This is a genomic window from Pantoea sp. SS70 (genome assembly GCF_029866845.1).
Lineage (GTDB): Bacteria > Pseudomonadota > Gammaproteobacteria > Enterobacterales > Enterobacteriaceae > Pantoea > Pantoea leporis.
Genome location: NZ_CP117199.1, coordinates 4,177,770 through 4,202,671, shown reverse-complemented (window position 1 = coordinate 4,202,671; position 24,902 = coordinate 4,177,770). Strand labels below are relative to the sequence as shown.

The 24,902-nt window shown below is 54.5% G+C and carries 23 protein-coding genes; 7 read left to right on the top strand and 16 right to left on the bottom strand.

Annotated features, from left to right (window positions below):
• Window positions 1–54: 54 nt before the first annotated feature.
• The 14 genes from atpG to ravA form a co-directional block, all read right to left on the bottom strand.
• Window positions 55–921 (bottom strand): F0F1 ATP synthase subunit gamma, encoded by an 867-nt coding sequence (atpG, locus tag PO881_RS19470; protein WP_101763910.1) that lies wholly within the window; start codon window positions 919–921, stop codon window positions 55–57.
• Window positions 922–973: 52 nt separating this feature from the next.
• Entirely contained in the window at window positions 974–2,515 is a 1,542-nt protein-coding gene (atpA, locus tag PO881_RS19465; protein ID WP_008106721.1) for a F0F1 ATP synthase subunit alpha, read from the bottom strand.
• Window positions 2,516–2,529: 14 nt separating this feature from the next.
• A complete protein-coding gene (gene atpH, locus PO881_RS19460) occupies window positions 2,530–3,063 on the bottom strand; it encodes a F0F1 ATP synthase subunit delta (RefSeq protein WP_008106723.1) in 534 nt (177 codons plus the stop codon).
• Between the two features lie 14 nt (window positions 3,064–3,077).
• Window positions 3,078–3,548: a F0F1 ATP synthase subunit B gene (atpF, locus tag PO881_RS19455; RefSeq protein ID WP_007893603.1), complete on the bottom strand. Its 471-nt coding sequence runs from the start codon at window positions 3,546–3,548 to the stop codon at window positions 3,078–3,080.
• A gap of 107 nt (window positions 3,549–3,655) precedes the next feature.
• Window positions 3,656–3,895, bottom strand: a complete 240-nt coding sequence (gene atpE, locus PO881_RS19450) for a F0F1 ATP synthase subunit C (protein ID WP_003849523.1) — start codon at window positions 3,893–3,895, stop codon at window positions 3,656–3,658.
• Between the two features lie 49 nt (window positions 3,896–3,944).
• Window positions 3,945–4,763, bottom strand: a complete 819-nt coding sequence (gene atpB, locus PO881_RS19445; protein ID WP_007893608.1) for a F0F1 ATP synthase subunit A — start codon at window positions 4,761–4,763, stop codon at window positions 3,945–3,947.
• Window positions 4,764–4,771: 8 nt separating this feature from the next.
• Complete coding sequence (atpI, locus tag PO881_RS19440) at window positions 4,772–5,152, bottom strand: F0F1 ATP synthase subunit I (protein WP_064738312.1); 381 nt, start codon at window positions 5,150–5,152, stop codon at window positions 4,772–4,774.
• A gap of 713 nt (window positions 5,153–5,865) precedes the next feature.
• Window positions 5,866–6,483, bottom strand: coding sequence for a 16S rRNA (guanine(527)-N(7))-methyltransferase RsmG (gene rsmG, locus PO881_RS19435; protein WP_280172260.1), 618 nt, complete (start codon window positions 6,481–6,483; stop codon window positions 5,866–5,868).
• A gap of 48 nt (window positions 6,484–6,531) precedes the next feature.
• On the bottom strand, window positions 6,532–8,421 hold the full coding sequence (gene mnmG, locus PO881_RS19430) for a tRNA uridine-5-carboxymethylaminomethyl(34) synthesis enzyme MnmG (RefSeq protein ID WP_280172259.1): 1,890 nt from the start codon (window positions 8,419–8,421) through the stop codon (window positions 6,532–6,534).
• Between the two features lie 442 nt (window positions 8,422–8,863).
• Window positions 8,864–9,304 carry an FMN-binding protein MioC gene (mioC, locus tag PO881_RS19425; protein WP_064738315.1) on the bottom strand — a complete coding sequence of 147 codons (441 nt, stop codon included), beginning with the start codon at window positions 9,302–9,304 and terminating at the stop codon, window positions 8,864–8,866.
• A gap of 154 nt (window positions 9,305–9,458) precedes the next feature.
• The gene (gene asnC, locus PO881_RS19420; RefSeq protein ID WP_008106733.1) at window positions 9,459–9,920 is read right to left on the bottom strand and encodes a transcriptional regulator AsnC; all 462 of its coding nucleotides are present in this window, start codon (window positions 9,918–9,920) and stop codon (window positions 9,459–9,461) included.
• A gap of 106 nt (window positions 9,921–10,026) precedes the next feature.
• Window positions 10,027–12,153 carry a 5-histidylcysteine sulfoxide synthase gene (gene ovoA, locus PO881_RS19415; protein WP_280172258.1) on the bottom strand — a complete coding sequence of 709 codons (2,127 nt, stop codon included), beginning with the start codon at window positions 12,151–12,153 and terminating at the stop codon, window positions 10,027–10,029.
• A gap of 67 nt (window positions 12,154–12,220) precedes the next feature.
• Window positions 12,221–13,681 carry an ATPase RavA stimulator ViaA gene (gene viaA, locus PO881_RS19410; RefSeq protein WP_280172257.1) on the bottom strand — a complete coding sequence of 487 codons (1,461 nt, stop codon included), beginning with the start codon at window positions 13,679–13,681 and terminating at the stop codon, window positions 12,221–12,223.
• Window positions 13,678–15,174 (bottom strand): ATPase RavA, encoded by a 1,497-nt coding sequence (gene ravA / locus PO881_RS19405; RefSeq protein WP_192414269.1) that lies wholly within the window; start codon window positions 15,172–15,174, stop codon window positions 13,678–13,680. The genes viaA and ravA overlap by 4 nt, the downstream gene beginning before the upstream one ends.
• 297 nt (window positions 15,175–15,471) lie before the next feature.
• On the opposite strand from ravA, the gene kup reads away from it, so the two are divergent.
• The gene (gene kup / locus PO881_RS19400; RefSeq protein WP_101763918.1) at window positions 15,472–17,340 is read left to right on the top strand and encodes a low affinity potassium transporter Kup; all 1,869 of its coding nucleotides are present in this window, start codon (window positions 15,472–15,474) and stop codon (window positions 17,338–17,340) included.
• A gap of 11 nt (window positions 17,341–17,351) precedes the next feature.
• On the opposite strand, the gene qseC is transcribed toward kup, so the two are convergent.
• Together qseC and qseB are read right to left on the bottom strand one after the other, a co-directional pair.
• A complete protein-coding gene (qseC, locus tag PO881_RS19395; protein WP_192414266.1) occupies window positions 17,352–18,683 on the bottom strand; it encodes a quorum sensing histidine kinase QseC in 1,332 nt (443 codons plus the stop codon).
• On the bottom strand, window positions 18,680–19,342 hold the full coding sequence (gene qseB / locus PO881_RS19390) for a quorum sensing response regulator transcription factor QseB (RefSeq protein WP_137386813.1): 663 nt from the start codon (window positions 19,340–19,342) through the stop codon (window positions 18,680–18,682). Before qseB ends, qseC begins: the two co-directional genes overlap by 4 nt.
• 180 nt (window positions 19,343–19,522) lie before the next feature.
• Between qseB and PO881_RS19385 the strand changes: the two genes are divergently transcribed.
• The 6 genes from PO881_RS19385 to rbsK all read left to right on the top strand — a co-directional run bounded on the left by PO881_RS19385 (window position 19,523) and on the right by rbsK (window position 24,890).
• Entirely contained in the window at window positions 19,523–19,918 is a 396-nt protein-coding gene (locus PO881_RS19385) for a YgiW/YdeI family stress tolerance OB fold protein (protein ID WP_176973313.1), read from the top strand.
• Between the two features lie 172 nt (window positions 19,919–20,090).
• Window positions 20,091–20,510 carry a D-ribose pyranase gene (gene rbsD, locus PO881_RS19380; RefSeq protein ID WP_101763922.1) on the top strand — a complete coding sequence of 140 codons (420 nt, stop codon included), beginning with the start codon at window positions 20,091–20,093 and terminating at the stop codon, window positions 20,508–20,510.
• Between the two features lie 7 nt (window positions 20,511–20,517).
• The gene (gene rbsA, locus PO881_RS19375; protein ID WP_101763923.1) at window positions 20,518–22,026 is read left to right on the top strand and encodes a ribose ABC transporter ATP-binding protein RbsA; all 1,509 of its coding nucleotides are present in this window, start codon (window positions 20,518–20,520) and stop codon (window positions 22,024–22,026) included.
• Window positions 22,023–22,994, top strand: coding sequence for a ribose ABC transporter permease (gene rbsC / locus PO881_RS19370; protein WP_008106756.1), 972 nt, complete (start codon window positions 22,023–22,025; stop codon window positions 22,992–22,994). Before rbsA ends, rbsC begins: the two co-directional genes overlap by 4 nt.
• 26 nt (window positions 22,995–23,020) lie before the next feature.
• Window positions 23,021–23,896, top strand: a complete 876-nt coding sequence (gene rbsB / locus PO881_RS19365) for a ribose ABC transporter substrate-binding protein RbsB (protein ID WP_008106759.1) — start codon at window positions 23,021–23,023, stop codon at window positions 23,894–23,896.
• A gap of 64 nt (window positions 23,897–23,960) precedes the next feature.
• Window positions 23,961–24,890 (top strand): ribokinase, encoded by a 930-nt coding sequence (gene rbsK / locus PO881_RS19360; protein ID WP_280172256.1) that lies wholly within the window; start codon window positions 23,961–23,963, stop codon window positions 24,888–24,890.
• The last annotated feature ends 12 nt before the right edge of the window (window positions 24,891–24,902 follow it).

The following is a 24,902-nucleotide window of genomic DNA, read 5'->3' as shown; positions in this document are numbered from 1 at the left end:
TCTACCTAATACGAAAATACCCAGCCGCGCTCGCGCGACAGGATATATGCCTGGTTAAACCGCGGAGGCTCCCGAGACGATCTCGGTAAGTTCCTGGGTGATGCTGGCCTGACGAGCTTTGTTGTAAACCAACTGCAGCTCTTTGATCAGGTTTCCGCCGTTATCGGTTGCAGCTTTCATTGCAACCATACGTGCGGCCTGCTCACTGGCCAGGTTTTCCACCACACCCTGATAAACCTGCGATTCGACGTAACGACGCAGCAGAGTATCCAGCAGCGCTTTCGGATCGGGTTCGTACAGGTAATCCCAGGTCTTCGCCTTCATCTCTTCTTCACCTTCCGCTGGCGGTAACGGCAGCAGTTGGGTAATGGTCGGAGTCTGAGACATGGTGTTATTAAACTTGTTGGCAACGATATACAGCTTGTCGATGCGACCTTCATCGTAGGCCTGCAACATCACTTTTACCGGGCCGATCAAATCAGACAGTGCAGGCTTATCGCCCATACCGGTGACTTGTGCCACGATGTTGCCACCTACAGAGCCGAAGAATGAATTGCCTTTCGAACCGATAACAGCCAGATCGCTCTGTACGCCTTTATCCGCCCAGCTTTTCATATCTGCCAGCAATTTTTTGAACAGGTTAATGTTCAAACCACCACAAAGCCCGCGGTCAGTCGAAACGACCAGGTAGCCGACGCGCTTAACGTCACGCTCATCCAGGTAAGGGTGCTTGTATTCCAGATTACCCAAGGCAAGGTGACCAATCACTTTGCGCATGGTATCTGCATACGGACGGCTGGCCGCCATGCGTTCCTGCGTTTTACGCATTTTGGAGGCGGCGACCATTTCCATCGCTTTGGTGATCTTCTGCGTATTTTTTACGCTTCCGATCTTACTACGTATTTCTTTTGCGCCGGCCATTAGCTTCTCCTCAAAGCCTTGCGGCCTGCCTTTTCAGACAAGCCGCCAGACATTACCAGGACTGGGTTGCTTTAAACGTTTCGAGGAGGCCTTTCAGCTTCTCTTCGATTTCGTTATTGAAGTTACCCGCTTGGTTGATTTCAGCCATCAGCTCAGCGTGATCGCGATCCGCGAACGCCAGCAGAGCGGCTTCGAAGCTGCCGACTTTCGCCAGTTCAACATCGTTCAGATAGCCGCGCTCAGCAGCAAACAGCACCAGACCCTGTTGCGCGACTGACATCGGCGCATACTGTTTCTGTTTCAGCAGCTCGGTCACTTTCTGACCGTGGCTCAGCTGTTTACGCGTTGCATCGTCCAGATCGGAAGCGAACTGAGAGAACGCAGCCAGTTCACGATACTGTGCCAGCGCGGTACGAATACCACCGGACAGTTTCTTGATGATCTTAGTCTGTGCAGCACCACCAACACGGGATACCGAAATACCCGGGTTAACGGCTGGACGAATACCGGAGTTGAACAGGTTAGATTCCAGGAAGATCTGACCATCAGTAATCGAGATTACGTTGGTCGGAACGAACGCAGAAACGTCACCCGCCTGAGTTTCGATGATTGGCAGTGCGGTCAGAGAACCGGTCTGGCCTTTCACTTCACCGTTGGTGAAGCGCTCAACGTAGTCAGCGCTAACGCGTGATGCACGCTCCAGCAGACGAGAGTGGAGATAGAACACGTCACCAGGGAATGCTTCACGACCTGGTGGACGGCGCAGCAGCAGAGAAATCTGACGGTAAGCAACAGCCTGCTTAGACAGGTCATCGTACACGATCAGTGCATCTTCACCGCGGTCACGGAAGTACTCACCCATTGCACAACCGGCGTACGGTGACAGGTACTGCAGTGCTGCAGATTCAGAAGCAGAAGCGACAACCACGATGGTGTTAGCCAGCGCGCCGTGCTCTTCCAGTTTGCGTACTACGTTAGAAATGGTTGACGCTTTCTGACCAATCGCAACGTAGACACACTTGATGCCTGAATCGCGCTGGTTGATGATGGCGTCGATTGCCATTGCAGTTTTACCGGTCTGACGGTCACCGATGATCAGCTCACGCTGGCCACGGCCGATTGGAATCATCGCATCGACAGATTTGTAACCGGTCTGAACAGGCTGGTCTACAGACTGACGGTCGATAACGCCCGGTGCAATCACTTCAACAGGCGAGAAGCCGTCGTTTTCGATTGCGCCTTTACCGTCGATCGGTGCACCCAGTGTGTTCACCACACGGCCCAGCAGGCCACGGCCAACTGGAACTTCTAAAATACGACCCGTACATTTTACTTTCATGCCTTCCGCGAGGTCAGCATACGGGCCCATCACTACTGCACCAACCGAGTCACGCTCGAGGTTCAGTGCGATAGCGTAACGGTTGCCCGGCAGGGCAATCATCTCACCCTGCATGACATCGGCCAGGCCGTGTACGCGGATGATACCGTCACTTACAGAAACAATAGTACCTTCGTTGTGAGCTTCACTCACGACATTGAACTGAGCAATGCGCTGCTTGATCAGTTCGCTGATTTCGGTGGAATTCAGTTGCATATGCTCCAGTCCCCTTAAGACTGCAAGACGTCTGCCAGACGATCAAGACGGCCGCGTACGCTGCCATCAATGACCAGGTCACCCGCACGGATAACCACACCTGCCATTACAGACTTATCAATTTTGCAATTCAGCTTAACTTTACGTGACAGACGTTTTTCCATCGCGGCGCTGATTTTAGTCAGCTGACTGTCACTCAGCGTGCTGGCAGAAATCACATCAACTTCGGCTGTCGCTTCATAAGCGTCACGCAGTTGAATGTACTGAGCCAGTACGGCTGGAAGCGCTGTCAAACGTCCGTTTTCGGCCATTACCTTAATCAGGTTCTGGGCGTTTTCATCAAGTTGATCGCCACAAACTGCAATGAAAGAAGCAGACAAAGCTTCCGGTGCGAGCGCACCGGAAAGAAGATCTGCGATCTGTTCGTTGCGAGCCACTTCTGCGGCAAACGCCAGCATGGATTGCCAGCGATCGATGCTTTGATGCTCAACAGCAAAGTCAAAAGCTGCTTTGGCGTAGGGGCGAGCTACAGTAATCAGATCAGACATCAGCCCCTCCCTCCTTACAGTTCAGCGACCAGTTTATCAACGATGTCGCTGTTAGCAGCTTCATCCACGGAACGTTCGATGATTTTCTCGGCGCCAGCTAATGCCAGCAACGCGACTTGCTTACGCAGCTCTTCACGGGCACGCGAACGCTCGGCATCAATTTCTGCCTGCGCCTGCGCCACGATGCGGTTACGTTCAGTCTCAGCTTCGGTTTTCGCTTCGTCCAGAATCTGGGCACGGCGTTTGTTCGCCTGCTCGATAATGACCTGAGCGTCTTCTTTCGCTTTTTTCAGCTGGTCGGTCGCATTGGCCTGCGCGAGATCTAAATCTTTCTTCGCGCGCTCAGCAGAAGCAAGGCCTTCAGCAATTTCTTTCTGGCGCTTTTCGATGGCAGCCATAATCGGCGGCCATACGTACTTCATGCAGAACGCGACAAACAGAATGAACGCGATGGCCTGGCCGAGGATTGTTGCATTAATGTTCACAGCACAATGCCTCTTATTAAGTTAACTTGCTCTGCCGCTATCAGAGATAAACGGCAGAATCCGTCCCTCATCACACCAGGTGCCATGAGTGAACAAGGCTACCAGGTTTAAGCGACAGCAAACATCACGTAGAGACCCAGACCTACAGCGATCATCGGGATTGCATCCACCAGACCCATTACAACAAAGAACTGCGTACGCAGCAGAGGGATCAGATCCGGTTGACGCGCGGCGCCTTCCAGGAATTTACCTCCGAGGATGCCGATACCGATCGCAGCACCGATTGCCGCCAGGCCCATCATCACAGCGGCAGCCATGTACAGCAGATCCATATTCAGGTTTTCCATGACAGTCTCCAGTTTGTTTCAGTTAAAAGCTTAAGTGTTGAGATAAAAATCAATGTTCTTCAGATGCCATCGACAGATAGACGATCGTGAGGACCATGAAAATGAAAGCCTGCAGCGAAATGATCAGGATGTGGAAAATGGCCCAAGGCACATTCAACAACCACTGCGACCACCACGGCAGCAAGCCGGCAATCAGGATAAAGATCAACTCACCCGCATACATGTTGCCGAACAGTCGCAGACCCAGTGAAACAGGCTTGGACAGCAGGCTAACACCTTCAAGAATCAGGTTAATGGGGATGAAGATCGGGTGATTAAAAGGCTGCAGCGTCAACTCTTTGGTGAAGCCGCCAATGCCTTTCATTTTGATGCTGTAGAACAGAATCAAAATAAATACGCCCAGCGCCATAGACAGCGTGATGTTCACGTCTGCAGACGGCACGACGCGCAGCGCCGGCAGGCCTAAATAGTGCTCGCCGATAAACGGCAGCAAATCGATAGGCAGCAGATCCATGAAGTTCATCAGGAAGACCCAGACGAAAATCGTCAGAGCCAGCGGGGCGATAAGTTTGCTTTTACCGTGGTACATGTCGCGCACGTTGTTATCAACGAAGCCGACAACCAGTTCGATAGCCGCTTGTAATTTCCCTGGAACACCGCTGGTAGCGCTTTTCGCCACTTTGCGGAACAACACCAGGAAAATCAGTCCCAGCACCACAGAGAAAAACATGGAATCGATATTTAATACCCAGAACGTCGCGGGAGCGTCGTGCGGATTCACCAACTCGAAAGTACGCAGGTCCAACTGAAGGTTATTCAGGTGGTGACCTATGTATTCTTGCGGAGTAGAGATTTCTCCAGCAGCCATGATGCCTCTTACCCTTTGTTGTTAATTACAGCCGGAGCGACGATCTGCACCACCAGCACCGATAACCACGTGATTGCGAGTGGCCAGAAGACCGCTCCAAACACACCCAACGCCACCGCGAGGAAAATGACGGTTGTGAAAACCTTCAACACTTCACCGAGGGCGAAGCTCCAGGCAACACGTCCTTTCGCAGGCGTTTGATCCTGCAGGCGCCAGGCCAAAAACATAAACAACACGTTCGGCAGCCAGGCTGCCACGCCACCCGCGATGGCGGAGGCGCCCCAGGTAACCTCTTTCAGGGTAAAGAGCGCACCGATGATGACAAAGGTCACCAGCTGAATGATCAGCACGGCCCGGGCTAATTTCACACTGTAAAGAGACACTGACATGACGCTGAACTCTCCTGCCCCGAACGGGGTATGTCGCGTGTCGTATAAGACTGCCTTTACTCATTTGAGTCAAGCAGCAAAAGCCGTGCAAATTATACGGGCGCCACCTGCGATTTCAATCGGTAAGTAGCGAAAAGGTGAACAATTATTTAAATTTCTTTCTGAAGGGCTATTTTTCAAAACATCGTCTTCAGGCAATGTCTGACTTTAAGTCTGAAAATGCCCGACCGACTTGCTTTTAAAGCGTGCTTTAGATCACATAATAAACAAGGAATGCCTGACTGAATTTGTTTCAGACAAGATTTATAGAATTTCAAAATCGACTAAAACACTAATAAATCAGAAATTTAGATTTTTTATTTAACTGTCGCACTTCGATTTTCGAGAAAAACACTCTATTGACATCATGCGCTGCAATAAAAACGCAAAACTGATATTACGTACGCCAATTTATTGCAAAGTTATATTTTCACCAGTGATTATTTGGTTGGGTAAATACACCCAAAAAAGTGATCTCCGTGATAATGAAATGTGAATTATTCGTTAAATGTAACAGAGATTTTCGGATAATTTCCGCCGGGGATGTTAACTCGCGCGCCCTGCCCTGCGAAATAAAAGCTTTTACCTAAAAGTGTTCAATCGCTGCTTTTTCGTTCAGGCCAATAACTAAGACAAACGGCGTGAAGCAGCTTAAATCCATACCGTTTAAAAGGCTATTGGCGGGTAATCACCACCAGATGACGTTCACCATCCAGCTCGGGTACCTGCAGAGGTTGAATTTTTTCCACCGTAAAGCCAGCGGGTAATGCAGCAATCTCATCATCCGTACGCACACCTTTCAGGGCATAAAAGCGACCTTCAGGACCCGGCAGATGATGACACCAGGTCAGCATATCCTCGAGTGAAGCAAATGCACGACTGATAACACCGTCGAATGGCGGCTCAGACGGATACTCTTCAACGCGGCTCTGCACCGGCGTGACGTTAGTAAGTCCTAACTCATGTTGTACCTGACGCAGGAAACGCACGCGTTTGCCGAGGCTATCAAGCAAGGTGAAATGCGATTGCGGGCGCACAATGGCCAGCGGAATGCCTGGCAAGCCCGGACCGGTGCCGACGTCAATAAAGCGTTCGCCCTGCAAATGTGGCTCAACCACCACGCTGTCGAGAATATGGCGTACCAGCATCTGCTGCGGGTCGCGCACTGATGTCAGGTTATAGGCCTTATTCCACTTATGCAGCAACTCAACATAGCCAACCAACTGCTGTTTTTGTTGATCGGTAAGGGAAATGTTTGCCGCTTTTAGCAGCGAGGAGAGTTTGTTGATCACAACGAGAATTCCATTAACGGGGGGCGAGTTGCCTCGCCCCAAAGTCGATCAGGCGCTTTTACGCAGTAGGCCCTGTTTTTTCAGGTAAATCAGCAGAATTGAGATTGCCGCAGGCGTGATACCCGAAATACGAGAAGCCTGGCCGATGGAAGTCGGTTTGTGATCGTTGAGTTTGGCGATCACTTCATTCGATAAGCCATTTACCTGACGATAGTCGAGCTCGACAGGCAACAAGGTGTTTTCATTGCGCAGCTGGCGATCAATCTCTTCCTGCTGACGCGCAATGTACCCTTCGTATTTCACCTGAATTTCCACCTGCTCAGCAGCTTGCTCATCTGGCAGTGCCGGACCGTAGCTGGCGAGTGACGTCAGCAGCGGATAGGTCATCTCTGGACGACGCAGCAGATCTTCACCGCTGGCTTCTTTGGTGAGCGGCGCACTGATCACCGCGTTCACTTCCGCCACGTTATCCGATTTTGGATGCACCCACAGATCGCGCAGGCGTTGACGCTCCTGCTCAATCGCCTCCAGTTTCTGGTTGTAGCGCGCCCAGCGGGCATCATCAACCAGACCGAGCTCGCGACCGGCTTCGGTCAAACGTAGATCGGCGTTGTCTTCGCGCAGCATCAGGCGGTATTCAGCGCGTGATGTAAACATGCGGTACGGCTCTTTCGTGCCCAACGTGCACAAATCATCAACCAGCACACCAAGGTAAGCCTGATCGCGACGTGGCGCCCAGCCCTCTTTGTCGGCGGAAGCGCGTGCTGCGTTGAGGCCGGCCAGCAAACCTTGCGCTGCCGCTTCTTCGTAGCCAGTGGTGCCGTTGATCTGGCCGGCAAAGAACAGACCGTGGATAAATTTGCTTTCCAGCGTCGGTTTGAGATCGCGTGGATCGAAGAAATCATACTCGATGGCGTAACCCGGACGGATGATCTTCGCGTTTTCCAGTCCTTTCATCGAACGTACAATCTGCATCTGTACGTCAAACGGCAGGCTGGTGGAGATACCATTCGGGTAGATCTCGTTGCTGGTCAGGCCTTCCGGCTCCAGGAAGATCTGGTGCGCATTACGATCGGCAAAACGCATCACTTTGTCTTCGATCGATGGGCAATAACGTGGACCAATACCTTCGATGATCCCGGCATACATCGGGCTGCGATCGAGGTTATTGCGGATCACGTCATGCGTCTGTTCGTTGGTGTAGGTGATCCAGCATGGCACTTGTTGTGGATGCTGCGAAACCTTGCCCATGAACGAGAACACCGGCATCGGATGATCACCGTGCTGCGGTGTCAGCATCGAAAAATCAATCGAGCGTGCGTCGATGCGTGGCGGCGTACCGGTTTTCAGACGGTTTACGCGCAGCGGCAGTGCACGCAGGCGTTTTGCCAATGGGATTGATGGCGGATCGCCTGCACGGCCACCGCTGTAGTTATCCAGGCCGATGTGGATTTTGCCATCGAGGAAGGTCCCGACGGTCAGCACCACGGTTTTGGCGCGGAACTTCAGGCCCATTTGCGTCACAGCACCGACGACACGATCGTTTTCCACAATCAGATCGTCAACCGCCTGCTGGAAGATCATCAGGTTTGGCTGGTTCTCTAATGCGGTGCGTACCGCCTGGCGATACAGTACACGGTCAGCCTGAGCACGAGTGGCGCGAACGGCGGGGCCTTTACTCGCGTTTAGTATCCTAAACTGGATACCTGCCTGGTCAATTGCCGTGGCCATCAAACCGCCTAAGGCATCCACTTCCTTCACCAGATGTCCTTTCCCGATGCCACCGATCGCCGGGTTACAGGACATTTGTCCAAGCGTATCAATGTTATGGGTGAGTAACAGGGTTTGCTGACCCATTCGGGCTGCGGCCATCGCGGCCTCTGTGCCCGCATGACCACCACCGATTACGATGACGTCAAAAGGATCTGGATAAAACATGAAGTGGGTCCTCGTTAGTGTTTCGGACAGGGATCGTTGCCCTGGGCGGTGGATTCTACTGAAATAATGTCGGCGGCGAAAGTCGCGGGATCCCGAGGTTTAAAAGAAAGGATCTTAAGTCTTTTATATGATCTTTCTGTTAGATCTACTATTAGGATCGCATCCGGCTGTTGATAACCCCAAAAAGTTCATGCTAAACAGCAAATTAGCGAGGATCATTAGCTGTGAATGATCGGTGATCCTGATCCGTATAAGCTGGGATCAAAATGGCTACTTATGCACAGCCTAAAAAAGAAACAGACGTTGTTATTTGGATAACTACTGGTTATACGCATGAAACAGGCCATGTTATCCACAGTCGATCGCGGGTTTAAGGTAAAAAAACAGCGCAATCAACTGGGGATCATTCTATTTTCCCGATCCCCAGCCACTAAAGATCGTTTTAAATCTGCGTTTTCCATGTGGCGACCCACACTTCGGCCGCGTCTTCCGGGATCTCATGCTCCAGCACGTCGATCTCCAGTCGATCGCCAATGCGTTTGGCGCCCAACTGGTTCAATTGCTCTTCCAGCAGTTTGATCGCGCCGCAGAAAAGATCGTATTCATGATTACCAATGCCGACTGCGCCATAACGTAAGCCAGAGAGGTCCGGTTTTGTTTCCTGCAGTGCTTCATATAAAGGAAGCAAATTATCAGGCAGTTCACCGGCACCGTGCGTGGAGGTAACGATCAGCCAAATCCCTTCCGGTTGCAGCTCATCCAGCTCTGGGCCATGCAGCACCTCGGTTGAGAAGCCCGCTTCCTGCAGTTTTTCTTCCAGATGTTCAGCAACATATTCGGCGCTGCCAAGGGTACTTCCACTGATTAACGTAATATCGGCCATGATGCTCTCCCGCACTAAAGGCGAGCATTGTACGCTGTGATCAAGCCGTGATCCACCTGTGGAAAACAGGGTTAATAGTAGAAAGCATCAGGCGGCAAGTCGCGCCATACGCGCGATCTGCCGGGGATAAGTTTGTGCACAGATTAGAGAGGGGTTACGGCTTAATAGTGCGCATGATCGGGTTTTGCAGGGAGATCAGGGTTTCGGTGGACTGAATTTCGTCGATGGTCTGGATCTTGTTGATCAACACCTGTTGCAAGGCATCGATTGATCGGCACATCACTTTGATAAAGATGCTGTAGTGGCCGGTGGTATACCAGGCTTCCACCACTTCATCCAGCGCGTCAAGTTTGCTCAGAGCCGCCGGATAATCGCGCGCGCTTTTAAGGATAATGCCGATAAAGCAGCACACATCGAAGCCGAGCTGACGCGGATCGATCTCCACGCGCGTGCCCAAAATAATGCCCGCCTGACGCATCTTCTCCACCCGCACATGAATGGTGCCGGGGCTGACGTTGAACTGCTTGGCGAGCTCGGCATAGGCGGTACGCGCGTTCTGTAGCAGCGCATTCAGAATCCCGCGATCCAGGTTATCCAGCTGAAGGTGTTCCGCCATTGTCCATCCTCGTTGAGTTCTTCTTCTATGAATAGAGGAGAATGTGCAGCAAATTAGCGGTGCAGGCAAGGTGCAGACAACAGCCATGCCGTTGTCTGCCTGCTTTTTAGCGCTTACGCCAGAAGGTCACTTGCGCCTGCGTGTGCTGGAATTTGCGCGCCGTTTCGCGGATCACAAAGGGTACATCCTGCGGCGGTGCCACTTCGTCAAAGGCATCACGTAACAGACGCTGCAGCGCCTGATAGGTTGTCAGCGCTTCACCATTTTCGCGAACACCGCCCAGCCAGTTCTCTTTCGGCGTGAAATCTTCCAGCCAGGTATACGGCGATGACAGCACCAGCAAACCACCGGCGCGGATCATCGGCGTGACATCCTGCAGGAAACGTTTTGGCTGACGCAGACGATCGATCAGGTTAGAGGCCAGCACCAGATCGTAACGGTCCGGCTGCGGCTTCAGGTTACAGGCATCGCCCTGCACAAACTGAATACGCTGCGCTTGCTCAGCTTCCAGACCAAACTCTTTCAGCCGCACCTGACGATACTCCACCAGATCGCCCTCTTCGGGCACCACATAGCGGAAATCCTCACCGGAGGTCAGCTGCAGCGCAACATCAATAAAGCGCGCCGAGTAATCCATGCCCGTTACTGCCTCGAAGTGTCGCGCCAGTTCAAAGCTGGCCCGCCCGGTGGCGCAGCCGATATCCAGCGCCTGACCCCGCGCAGTACAGTGCGGCAGCAGTTTTTCCACCAGCGCAGCCGCGTAGTTGGTTACGTTGTAGTAGCTCGGCCCGTACTGGAAATCGAGATACTGCGACACCATGCTGTCGGTTTCATAAGGATTGAGCGTCATGCTCTCTTCATGGGAAGAAACGACATAGCGGAAACCGGCGTGCTGGAAGAAGTGACGACGGAAAGCATAGCGCGCAGATTTCAACGCTTCATTGCCGGTGGAAATCCAGCTGCCACCTTTGATTAGCGCATGTTTGCCATCAAAGGTGGGTGTGGAGAAATCGTCGTAGAGCGGATGTACCTTAAAGCCTTCGAAACCGTTGGTTGGCGTCGTGGTCCACTGCCAGACGTTGCCGACGATGTCGTAAAACTCACCTTGTGCGAAGCGATCGACCGGGCTGGAGGAAGCCCAGTATGCCAGATTGATGTTGCCCGGCGCTTCAGTCCAGTCCGGCTGATCGCCGCCAACTTGCTCACGCAGCTGCGCCCATTCGGCTTCGCAGGGAAGCTGAACAGATTTACCGGTCTCTTCCGCCATCCAGCGACAGAACGCGGCGGCTTCCAGTTGATTCACTTCCGCCGGCCAATCCCACGGCATCGCCACCTCTTCGGCCAGCACGCGCAGTTTTAGCTGATCGGGCAGCTTTTCGTCACCGACCCAGAATGTCGGCATCTGCGCACCGGAAAATTCACGCCAGCCCCAACCTTCGTCATCCCACCAGCGGCGATCGTTATAACCGTCCGCCGCAATAAAACGATAAAACTCAGCATTGCTGACCAGCATTTTGCTGGCCTTAAACGGCTTCAGTTCGGTTTGCTGGCTACCGTATTCGTTATCCCAGCCATAAGTGTCGTCGGTTTTGCCCTGCTGCACACGGCCGCCGGGCATCGCGATCAGAGAATTTTCCGGTACCGATTGACGATCGTGACGCGCCTGCGGGCAAACTGGCCAGTGCGGCTGCGGCTTAACCCATTCAATCGGCAACTGGCGCATCAGCACGCTGGAGGTTTCCAGATGAATACGTTCGTGTTCGATGCCCATCAAAACCACCCACGCCGGGCTGTCCCAGTCGATCGGCAGTTCCAGCGGCATGGTGCGAATAAACTCACTCACCAGGCTTTTCACTTTGCCACGATAGTCGCGCACTTCTGCGATGGTCGGCCAGTCGTAATGGCTGTCGTTGAGATCGTCCCAGCTCATCTCATCCACGCCGATCGCCATCATCGCCTCAATACGATCGTCAACGCGTTGATCGAGGTAGCGGCCCGCCATCAGCTTATTAATGTAGAAGGTTGCGGTGTGGCCAAAATAGAAGATCAGCGGATGGCGCAGCGAAATGGCTTTGTTAAACCAGGCGCGCTCGTCCGCCAGGCAATCAAACAAGCTTTCATACAGTTCCCAGGTTTGGGTGAAGTACGCCAGCAGCTCGGCCCGTTTTTGTTCGGAGTGTTGGCCGGAAAGTTTCAGCGTACGGGTCGGTGCGGGAAGTTGGGCGGTCGTCACAAGGTGCTCCAGTTTGCTAAATGCTCGAACTTATCAATATAGCAAATTAGCATTTCCGCCAGATGAATTAGCGCTGCCAGCGGCGCAGCAGACGGCTTTTCAGGCCGGTATCGAAGCGCCAGATGTGATCGAAGATGCGCAGAATGCCGGGTTTGCCATGCAGCGACATTGCTACCGCGTGGAAGCGCTGTTGATGTTGGCGCTGACGCTGCTTAATGGTGCTGACGATGTCGTCCGGCAAACGCTGGGCAATAAAATCCGAAACGATCACCGCATCCGCTTCCTGCCACGCGCTGCCTTCCATGCGTTTCACCACCGCCGCAAGGCAGGCAGCGAGATCGGTACCGCCGCGAAAACGCTGGCTGAGGAAACGGATCGCCTGCTCAATGCCGTTATCAGCGGTGAGTTCATAACCGATCACTTCATGAGCAAACAGCATGATGTAGCAGCGGCGCTTATCCGCCAGCGCCACTTTCAGCAGCGCCAGGCAAAAGGCTTTGGCGCAGCGTTCATTGAAACCGCCCATCGATCCGGACGTATCAACGCAGACGATAAACGGGCCGCGCGGTTGCTCTTCATGCTGCTGGTGGCTGACCGGACTCATGGTGATTTTTTCGTGCCACGCATCGCCCTGTAGACGATAAGTCAGCAAGCGTTTCTCGACTAAACGCCGATAAAACTCCAGCTCTAACTCGCTAATGCTCAATGCCGCTAGCTCAGGTGGCAACAGACGCAGCACATCATCGCTTTGATGAATGCCGCTGACTTCTTCCGGTACGTTATCCGGTTCGCGCACCAGCTGGTGAAACGCTTCCAGCGGTACATCCTGCGACGGCACCGATTTGGCCTCGCGGCTGCGACCCAGCTGCTGCGCCAGCTTCATCAATTCCGGCTGCTGGGCGAGGAAATCGCCGTACTGCACAATCAGTTCATAATCGCCGTGCTGCAGCGGCGCTTTGCTTAAATCCCACAGGCGTCCGGCGGCAGCTTCATCGTCATCGGTAAGAATCGGCGCCAGCTGACCGCTGATCGCCATGCGCTGCTGCAGCTCGGCCATCAAGCGTTCGCGCTGCTCTTCCAGAAGGGTTTCATTCAGCGTCAGCGTTTGCAGCGTCAGGCTGAGGCGCCAGCGTTGCAGGAACAAGGTGTGTTGCGCGTTGCTGAGCTGGTCGCTTTCAGCATTCAGCAGCAGTTTGCTGGCTTCTTCGATGAATGGCGACGGTAGGCTTTTCAGCTGCGTCATGATGTTGGGTAACTGTTGGGTGAAATGTTGCGTGCTGAGTAGCTGCATCTGTTGAAACAGCTGAAACTCCTGCGCCAGCGCTTCTGGCACCGGCGTGACTTTGATCTGCTCGGCGATCTCCGATCGCCAGCGCGGCAGATCGCGCATCATGGCTTGTTTCAGGCGGGGAAATTTCTCAAAGAACAGCGCCAGTTGCGGCGAGGCGAGCAGCGCGATAATCAGCTCTTCGATTAACTCGGTTTCGCCAATCGACAACAGCGCACTCAGCGTCTCCAGTGAGATCATTTTCTCGCCTGTTTCAGCTGTTCCGCGACATCCTGCAGGCTGGTTTCGATGCGTGCCAGCCAGTCATCGCTAATGAACAGACAGCGCTGATGCTGGCTGAACAGCGTGCGCTGCGCGCGCAGCTGGGTTTCCAGCGCGTCATATTCATCAGCGATCTCCTGCGGCATCTCGCTGCTGCTGCTGGCGCCCGGCAGCGTCAGACGCGTGGATTGCAGGCTGGCATCGCGCAGCGTCAAACAGTGATGAGTATCCACCAGCATATCCAGCGTCTGACCAAAGCCGATGCCGTTCAGCTTGCCACGGATTTCACCGCCCTTCAGCAGCCACTGATCCAGCGCTTCGCGGCCAATCAGAATGTGCGTCACCTGCATGTCGTGCAGCATCAACGGTTGTTGCAGCATTAGTGTCAGTTGATCATCGGTGATGGCGGCGGGTAATTCGTAGTGCGGTTTGCGGCTGAACATGCCGCTGTGTTTCTCCAGCGTCAGCGCTTGCGCCACGCTTTGCTGCTGTTGCAGCGCCAGCTGGCGGCTTTTGATCTGCTGCAGCTTATGTAGCAGCGCCTGTTGCTGCCACGCATGTTGCGACATTAGCGTATCGATTTCGCGATCCAGCATTTTCATCGACGCCACGTCATGCCACAGGCAATCTTTCAGCAGCACTAAGTCGATGGGCGCGATGGCCACGCGGCCGCTGTAAAAGGCGCTAGCCTGCAACAGGTGAATGGCTTTCTTCCAGCGACGATCGGAAATGTACGGCGCGTCCGGCAGCGTTTCTAACTGCTGACGAAGCTGATAAATCAGTTCAAACACATGATCCGGCAAACTGACCTGGCTGATGCCTTTCTGCCACTGCTCATACTCTTCGTCGCTGATGCGCAACGATTCCGCCACTGGATTGTCGTTTTCATCCTGCTGGTGGGTGAGCATGCTGCGGAAGTTCTGCTTCTCATGCACGTTATCCAGCCACAGGCGAATCAACATGCGGTCATACAGCGCTTCGAGGCCACTATCGGCTTCCGGCAATTCGTTGGAAGCGGTAACCAGCAGGCGCATTGGGATTTTTTCTTCGCTGTCGCCATTGCGGAAGCGGCGTTCGTTAATGGCAGTCAACAAGGTATTAAGAATTGCCGGGCCGGCTTTCCAGATTTCGTCGAGGAAGACTATTTCGGCATCCGGCAGATAACCTTTGGTCAGACGCTGATAACGCCCTTCATCTTTTAGTGCCTGAATCGACAGCGGGCCAAACACCTCTTCGGGGGTGGAAAAACGGGTCATCAGGTATTCAAATGCGCGGGCGTGCTGGAAGGCATATTTCAATCGGCGGGCAATCAGACTCTTGGCGATGCCCGGCGGCCCGAGCAGAAACACACTTTCGCCACTTAAGGCAGCCAGCAAACAGAGGCGGATCGCATGATGGCGTTCATACAGCCCTTTTTCCAGAGCGTTGCTCAGGCGAGAAATTCTTTCTGCCAAAAGATGGGGTTGAGCCATAATCACATCATTATCCTTTTGATCCTGGTGCCGTCATAGTCTGGCGAGCGCAATACTCTACTGATTATCATGCGCGATTGCGTTGATAGCCGTCAGCTTTTTTGTTTCAGAAGGTTGATGCGAGAAAACTCGCCGCTTCCAACGGTTTTTTGGCGCTATTTTCGGCGAAAAACCGCGTCACCGACGCGATGGTGACACTTTGTAAGAGTAGGTTTTTTTGGGAATATGTGCATACTGTGCGCTTTTTGATGGCTTGAGCGGAAGGCAAGCGCCTCCGGCTCCAACAAAAGACAACTTATGAGCTCGGATAAGAAACAGTCCCTTGGGGCAGTCACGCTGGCGGCAATTGGCGTGGTGTATGGCGATATCGGTACCAGCCCACTCTATACATTGCGTGAATGCCTCTCTGGTCAGTTTGGATTTGGCGTGGAGCGCGAAGCGGTTTTTGGCTTCCTGTCGCTGATTTTCTGGCTGCTGATTCTGGTGGTGTCGCTAAAGTACATCAGCTACGTAATGCGTGCAGATAACGCCGGTGAAGGCGGGATTTTAACGCTGATGTCACTGGCCGGACGAAACACCGGCGCCAGAGCCACCGCGATACTGGTGATCATGGGCCTGATCGGCGGCAGCTTCTTCTACGGGGAAGTGGTGATCACGCCGGCGGTGTCGGTGTTATCGGCGATAGAAGGTCTGGAAATTGCCGCGCCGAGCCTCGATACCTACATCGTGCCGTTGGCGATTGCGGTGCTGACCTTGCTGTTTGTCATCCAGAAGCACGGCACCGGCATTGTCGGTAAGCTGTTCGCGCCGGTGATGCTGCTGTGGTTTATCATCCTCGCCGTATTGGGTGCGCGTAGCATCATTAATAATCCTGACGTGCTGCACGCCATGAATCCTTACTGGGCGCTGCACTTCTTTATTCAATACAAAAGTGTCTCTTTCTTCGCGCTGGGCGCGGTGGTGCTGGCGATTACCGGCGTGGAAGCGCTGTATGCCGATATGGGCCACTTCGGTAAATTTCCGATTCGTCTCGCCTGGTTTATCGTGGTGCTGCCTTCACTGGTGCTCAACTACTTTGGTCAGGGCGCGCTGCTGCTCAAACATCCTGAAGCGATCAAAAACCCGTTCTTCCTGCTTGCGCCGGATTGGATGCTGATCCCGATGTTGATTCTCGCCACCTTAGCCACAGTGATCGCCTCGCAAGCGGTGATTTCCGGCGTGTTCTCATTAACGCGTCAGGCAGTGCGTCTCGGCTATTTGCCGCCGATGCGCATTGTGCACACCTCAGAAGAGGAGTCCGGGCAGATCTATATTCCGGTGATTAACTGGCTGCTCTACTTCTCGGTGGTGATTGTGATTGTCGGCTTCGAGCACTCCAGCAATCTGGCGGCGGCTTATGGCATCGCGGTCACCGGCACCATGGTGCTGACCGCCATTCTCTGTTCTACCGTGGCGATTCAAAACTGGCACTGGAACCGCTATCTGGTGGTGCTGATTCTGATTGCCATGCTGATCATCGACGTGTCGCTGTTCTCCGCCAACCTGATCAAGGTGTTCTCCGGCGGTTGGCTGCCGCTGACGCTGGCGCTGATGATGTTCATCATCATGACTACCTGGAAAAGCGAGCGTTTCCGTCTGCTGCGTCGTATGCATGAGCACGGCAATTCACTGGAAGCGATGATTGCGTCGCTGGAGAAATCGCCGCCGGTACGCGTGCCGGGCACCGCGGTGTATATGTCGCGTGCGCTGAATGTGATTCCGTTTGCCATGCTGCATAACCTCAAGCACAACAAAGTGTTGCATGAGCGCGTGGTGCTGCTGACGCTGCGTACGGAAGATGCGCCTTACGTGCACAACGTCCGTCGTGTGACCATCGAACAGTTGTCGCCGACCTTCTGGCGCGTGGTGGCGAGTTACGGCTGGCGCGAAACGCCAAACGTCGAAGAGATTTTCCACCGTTGCGGTCTTGAAGGCCTGAACTGCCGCATGATGGAAACCTCCTTCTTTATGTCGCATGAATCGCTGATTATCGGCGATCGTCCGTGGTACCTGCGCCTGCGCGGCAAGCTGTTCCTCGCGCTGCAACGCAATGCGCTACGCGCGCCGGATCAGTTTGAAATCCCACCGAACCGCGTGATCGAGTTGGGAACCCAGGTCGAGATTTAATGTTGTGCGCGTCACCAACTCAAGGTGACGCGCAATCCTCCGCTGGCGCGCTGGCTGAACTGCAAGCGAACGCCGTGCAACTGGGCAATATTTTTCACGATGGAAAGCCCTAATCCGCTGCCGGTTTGCGCCTGTCCTGGCGGTCGCCAAAAGCGTTCACCCAACCTTATCAACTGCTCATCGCTGACGCCTGGCCCGTTATCATCAACGGTAATGGCGCGGGCATTGAGCTGCACATCAATAGTGCTGCCCGACGGCGAATAGCGCAGCGCGTTATCCAGCAGATTGCGCACCATCAACCCCAGCAACAGCGGATGACCGTTCATCACCGGTTCGGCATGGCTGGTGAACTGCAAAGCGGTGTTTTGTTGTTCTGCCTGCGGGAAGTGCTCCGCCAGCAGGTTTTGCAGCAGCGGCGCCAGCGCCACCGGTTGAAACTCGCTGCGCAGATCGTCGGCTTCCACGCGTGACAGCGTTAAGAGCTGATCCACCAGACGCGTGGCACGCACGATGCCGCTATCCAGTTGCTGAATGGCGCGTTTGCGCATCGCCTCATCATCATCAGCCAGTTGAATCACTTCACTCTGCACGCGCAGCGCCGCCAGCGGGCTGCGCAGTTCATGGGCGGCATCGGAGGTAAAGCGACGTTCGCGCTGCACCAGATGCGCCATACGACTGAACAAACCGTTAAGTGCCACCACCAGCGGCTTCACCTCTTTAGGCAAGCGCGTGTCCGGCAATGGCGTGGCATCATCCGGCGCACGCTGATGCAGGGAAAGCGTGAGGCGTTTCAACGGGCGCAGCTCGAACCACACCAGCGCCAGTAGCAGCAGCAACATAAAGGGCATGGCAATCAGCCACGGCAGCAGGCTGCTGAGCGCCAGATCGCGCGTCATATCTTCGCGGTATTCCCACTCTTGCCCGACCACCACGCGATAGCGCTTATCCTCGGAGGTGAGCCACACCAGGCGCCAGCTGTCTTTATCGCCGCGCAGTCGTCCATCAACAAAGCCATCGCGCTGATGATCGAATTGCAGATCGCGGCCATTTTCGCCGTCGTTCAACAGCGGCTGGCCTTCCGCGCTGAAAATGGCAAATGCCAGCGCATCATCATCCTGATCGCCGCGGTGATGGCGCAGGATCGCTTTGGTTTTCGGCAGCGTCACGTCCTGCAGCGAGGTGGGATCGAGCGCTATCAGCCGTTTGGCGAACAGCATTTGCTGAGTATCAAACAGCTCGTTCACCGTATCGCGGGTTTGATGCCAGGCGCTGAGGCCGGCCAGGCCGCCGCACACTATAATCAGCAGCACAAAGCCGATGGCGAGGCGCAGAAACAGACTCATTCCGCCGCTCCCAGCGTATAACCGACGCCGTGTACGGTACGAATAAACTGGCTGCCGAGTTTCTTGCGCAGATGATGAATGTGCACTTCCACCGCATTGCTGGAGACATCTTCATCCCAGCTGTAGAGCTTCTCCTCCAGCTGACTGCGCGTCAGCACGCGGCCAGGATTACGCAGAAACAGTTCCAGCAGCGCCAGTTCGCGGCTTTTCAGGCTAACGGGTTCGCCATCGCACAGCACGCTGTGGCTGCCGGGCGCCATTACCACGTTGCCGTGTTTCAGTTCCGGCTGCAGTTGCCCATGACGGCGACGGATCAACGCCTGCAAGCGTGCCGCCACTTCTGTTAACGCAAACGGCTTACACAGGTAATCGTCGGCGCCGAGTTGTAATCCCTGTACGCGCTGATCGAGCGCATCGCGCGCGGTGAGAATCAGCACCGGCACATCGTGTCCTTGCTGGCGCCACTGACGCAGGATATCCAGACCATCGCGTTCGGGCAGCGACAGATCCAGCACCACCGCGTCCCAGGGTGCGGCGGTCAACGCCTGAAATCCGGCTTCGCCGGAGACAAACCAATCCACGCTGAAACCAAGTTTGGTCAACCCGACTTTCAAACCGTCGCCAATCAGCGTGTCATCTTCAATCAGTAAAATGCGCATCAACTCTCCTTCTGTTAAGCGGAGTTATACGAAGCACAATTGCTCTTGTACAGCGAAAATCCCGGCAAATAGACTATTTTTCATGAATGTTAGCCAAACGGATTCTCTTAAGATCCTGTTAAGAACCTTATGGTGAAATAGCTCCCGTAAACCGACACATTCATGGAAAAGAGGTGAATTATGAAAAAGTCTGCAGCTCTGTTAGCGATTGTCGCCCTGGCCGCCACGCCGGTTCTTGCCGCTCAGCAAGGTGGCTTTGTTGATCCCAATGCGCCATCCGCGCAGGTGAAGTCCGGTGGGTTCAAAGCCGATAACACCAGCGTTGTCACGGTGAAACAGGCCGAAGAGATGAAAGACGATAGCTGGATTACCGTGCGCGGTACGCTTGAGAAGCAAATCGGTGATGAGGATTATCAGTTCCGTGATGCCACCGGCACCATGAAAGTTGAAATCGATCATAAACGCTGGAACGGTTTGACCATCACGCCGAAGGATCAGGTAGAACTGACCGGCGAACTGGATAAAGATTTCAACTCCATCGAACTGGACGTGAAACAGGTACGTAAACTGCCGTAATCCCATCTTCGGGGCCGCAGCAGCGGCTCCAAAATCCCACCAAACTCAAATTCTCTCTGGCACAAGCGAAACGTTTCGATGGCGATCACATTTCCGCGATGCCGCCATTGAGTTGCCGTGCGCATTTTATACACTCCCGATCAGCGAAACGTTTCGCTGTGGAGTGGAATAAATGAAAAAAGGTCGCTTGTTAAACGCTGAAGTCTCACATGTGATTGCTCGCCTGGGGCACACCGATACGCTGACGATTGCAGATGCAGGCTTGCCGATTCCGGCCGGTCCACAGCGCATCGATCTGGCGTTAACGCCGGGTACGCCCGAATTTCTACAGGTAGTTGACGTTGTCACGCAGGAGATGCAGGTCGAAAGCGCCCTGATGGCGGAGGAGATTAAGCAGCACAATCCGCAGCTCCACAGCGCACTGCTCGCCGTGCTCGAAGCCTTGCAACAGCACCAGGGGAATGTCATCACCATCCGTTACACCAGCCATGAACAATTCAAACAACATACGCAGCGTAGTCAGGCGGTCATTCGCAGCGGAGAGTGTTCTCCGTATGCGAATGTCATCCTGAGCGCCGGCGTGACCTTCTGAGGCCGCTATGCAACCGTTATTGCAACTCAAAGGAATTGAAAAGTCGTTTCCTGGCGTGAAGGCGTTGAATGGCGCATCGCTGGCCGTTTATCCGGGACGCGTGATGGCGCTGGTGGGTGAAAACGGCGCGGGCAAATCCACCATGATGAAAGTGCTGACCGGCATTTACAGCATGGATGCCGGTTCCCTGCAGTGGCTGGGTAAGGATGTGGCGTTCTCCGGTCCAAAGGCGTCGCAGGAAGCAGGCATTGGCATTATCCATCAGGAACTGAACCTGATTCCGCAGCTGACTGTTGCCGAGAATATCTTCCTTGGCCGCGAATGTGTTAACCGCTTTGGCCGCATCGAATGGAAAAAGATGTATGCCGAGGCGGATGCGCTGTTAAAGCGCCTCAATCTGCGTTTCGACAGCCACAAGCTGGTGGGCGATTTATCGATTGGCGATCAGCAGATGGTGGAGATCGCCAAAGTGCTCAGCTTCGAGTCGAAAGTCATCATTATGGATGAACCGACTGATGCGCTGACAGATACCGAAACGCTGTCGCTGTTCCGCGTCATCAATGAACTGAAAGCGCAGGGCTGCGGCATCGTCTATATCTCGCACCGCATGAAAGAGATCTTCGAGATTTGCGATGACGTCACTGTGTTCCGCGATGGGCAGTTTATTGCCGAACGCGCGGTGTGCGATCTCAGCGAAGAGAGCCTGATCGAGATGATGGTCGGCCGCAAGCTGGAAGATCAATATCCGCGTATCGATCAACAGCCGGGCGAGATCCGCTTAAAAGTCGAAAATCTCAGCGGTCCGGGCGTTGATAACGTCAGCTTTACGCTGCGCAAAGGGGAAATCCTTGGCGTGTCGGGTCTGATGGGCGCAGGACGTACCGAACTGATGAAAGTGCTGTACGGCGCGCTGCCGCGCAGCAAAGGCAAAGTGACGCTGAACGGCCGCGAGATCGTGACCCGCTCTCCGCAGGATGGCCTCGCCAGCGGCATTGTGTATATCTCGGAAGACCGCAAGCGCGATGGTCTGGTGCTCGGCATGTCGGTGAAAGAGAACATGTCGCTGACCGCGCTGCGCTATTTCAGCACCGGCGCGGGCAACCTGCGCCACAGCGACGAGCAGCTGGCGGTGGGCGATTTTATCCGCCTGTTCAACGTTAAAACCCCGTCAATGGAGCAGCCGATTGGTCTGCTGTCTGGCGGTAATCAGCAAAAAGTGGCGATTGCGCGTGGCCTGATGACGCGCCCTGATGTGCTGATTCTTGATGAGCCGACACGCGGCGTCGATGTCGGGGCAAAAAAAGAAATTTATCAGTTAATTAACCAGTTTAAAGCCGAAGGGCTGAGCATCATTTTGGTGTCGTCGGAAATGCCGGAAGTGCTGGGCATGAGCGATCGCATCGTGGTGATGCATGAAGGCCATCTGAGTGGCGAATTTTCCCGTGAGCAAGCTACCCAGGAATCCCTGATGGCGGCGGCAGTCGGTAAGCAACACAGCGAGGAGTTAGTTGTATGAGCACCCAAACCTTACCCGCCAGCCGTCGTTGGTTTAGCAAAGCCTGGCTGCTGGAGCAGAAATCACTGATTGCATTGATCGTGCTGATTGCCGTGGTTGCCAGCCAGAGTCCGAACTTCTTCACGCTGGCCAACATGTTCAACATTCTGCAGCAGACGTCGGTCAACGCCATTATGGCGGTCGGCATGACGCTGGTGATTCTGACCTCGGGCATTGATCTATCGGTGGGATCGCTGCTGGCGCTGACCGGCGCGGTGGCGGCATCGATTGTCGGATTGGAGGTGAATGCGCTGGTGGCCGTTGCGGCTTCGCTGGCGCTGGGGGCGGCGATTGGCGGTATTACCGGCGTGATTGTGGCGCGCGGCAAGGTGCAGGCTTTCATCGCCACGCTGGTGATGATGTTGCTGCTGCGCGGCGTCACCATGGTTTACACCAACGGCAGCCCAATCAATACCGGTTTTAACGATAACGCCGATCTGTTCGGCTGGTTCGGCATCGGTCGCCCGTTGGGCATTCCAACGCCGGTGTGGCTGATGGTCGCGGTGTTCGGGCTGGCGTGGTACATGCTGCATCACACGCGCCTTGGTCGTTACATTTATGCGCTGGGTGGCAACGAAGCGGCTACGCGTTTGTCGGGCATCAACGTCAATCGCGTTAAAATCATCGTCTATTCGCTGTGCGGCCTGCTGGCGGCATTGGCGGGCACCATCGAAGTGGCGCGTCTCTCTTCCGCACAACCTACAGCGGGCACCGGTTATGAACTGGATGCGATTGCTGCGGTGGTGCTGGGCGGTACCAGCCTGGCGGGCGGTAAAGGTCGCATCATGGGCACGCTGATTGGTGCGTTGATCCTCGGTTTCCTGAATAACGGCCTGAATCTGATGGGCGTATCGTCTTACTACCAAATGATTGTTAAAGCCGTCGTCATTCTGCTAGCGGTGCTAGTGGATAACAAAAGCAGTAAATAACTCTGACCTTCACACAGGATTTAAAAATGAAAAAGTTAACTGCATTGGCCGTCATTCTTGGCGCCACCCTCAGTGCTGGCGCGATGGCAAAGGACACCATTGCTCTGGTGGTATCTACGCTGAATAATCCGTTCTTTGTGTCACTGAAAGATGGCGCACAGAAAGAAGCTGACCAACTGGGTTATAACCTCGTGGTGCTGGATTCGCAGAACAACCCGGCGAAAGAGCTGGCGAACGTGCAGGATCTGACGGTGCGCGGCACCAAGCTGCTGCTGATCAACCCAACTGATTCTGATGCGGTGGGTAACGCCGTGAAGATGGCGAACCAGGCAAATATTCCGGTGATCACGCTGGACCGCGTAGCAGCACAAGGCACCGTGGTGAGCCACGTAGCTTCTGACAACCGCTTCGGCGGCAAAATGGCGGGTGACTTCATCGCCAAAAAACTGGGCGATGGCGCGAAAATTATTGAACTGCAAGGCATTGCCGGTACCTCTGCGGCGCGCGAGCGTGGCGAAGGCTTCAAACAGGCAGCCGATGCCCACAAATTCAACATCCTGGCGAGCCAGCCTGCTGACTTCGACCGTACTAAAGGTCTGAACGTCATGCAGAACCTGCTGCAGGGACATCCGGATGTGCAGGCGGTCTTCGCTCAGAACGATGAAATGGCGCTGGGCGCGCTGCGTGCGCTGCAAACCGCGGGTAAAACCGACGTGCTGGTGGTGGGTTTTGACGGCACCGCTGACGGTGTGAAAGCCGTTGAATCGGGTAAACTGACCGCCACTGTGGCGCAGATGCCAGACAAGATTGGTGTGATTGGCGTGCAGACTGCCGATAAAGTATTGAAAGGCGAGAAGGTGCAGGCGGTTAATCCGGTTGACCTGAAGCTGGTGACCAAATAATAAGTAAAGAAAAGCAGGGCAACGCGCCACCGTCCTGGTGGCGCATCTTTCTGGATGAATCCCAATGACCACAAGCGCAAAACTGGCCGTTCTCGGCAGCATCAATGCCGATCACATCCTTAACCTCGCCCATTTTCCACGTCCGGGCGAAACGGTGATCGGGAAACAGTATCAAATTGCTTTTGGCGGCAAAGGGGCCAATCAGGCTGTGGCTGCGGGCCGTGCCGGTGCAGACATTGCTTTTATTGCCTGTGTAGGCGCTGATGATATTGGCGAGCGTATTCGTCAGCAGTTGCAGCAAGACCGCATTGATACCGCACCGGTTGAAACTGTCGCAGATGAATCGACCGGTGTAGCGATGATCTTCGTGAATGGCGAAGGCGAAAATAATATCGGCATCTATTCCGGTGCCAATGCCGCGCTGACGCCGGCTCGCGTTGCGCAGCATCAGCAGGTGATTGCCGATGCTGATGCGTTGCTGATGCAGCTGGAATCTCCGCTGGAAAGCGTTCTGGCCGCCGCGAAGATTGCTCGCGCGCAGCAGACGCAAGTGATCCTGAATCCCGCACCGGCCACGGCGCTCTCTGATGAGCTGCTCGCGCTTATCGACATCATCACGCCAAATGAAACCGAAGCTGAAATTCTCACCGGCATTGCGGTGAAGAGCGATGAAGATGCCGCGCGTGCTGCTGCGGCATTGCATGCGAAAGGTATTGCTACCGTGTTAATTACGCTAGGCCGTCGCGGTGTGTGGCTGAGTGAGCAAGGCAACGGCGTGCGCATTCCGGGCTTCAGCGTGCAGGCCATCGATACTATCGCAGCGGGCGATACCTTCAACGGGGCATTTATTACCGCACGTCTGGAAGGTGTGGCGATGCATGATGCTGTACGTTTCGCCCATGCCGCCGCTGCGATTGCAGTGACGCGTCCGGGCGCGCAGCCCTCAGTGCCGTGGCGCACTGAGATTGACGCCTTCCTGCAACAACAGGACTAAGCGCTTGGCTAC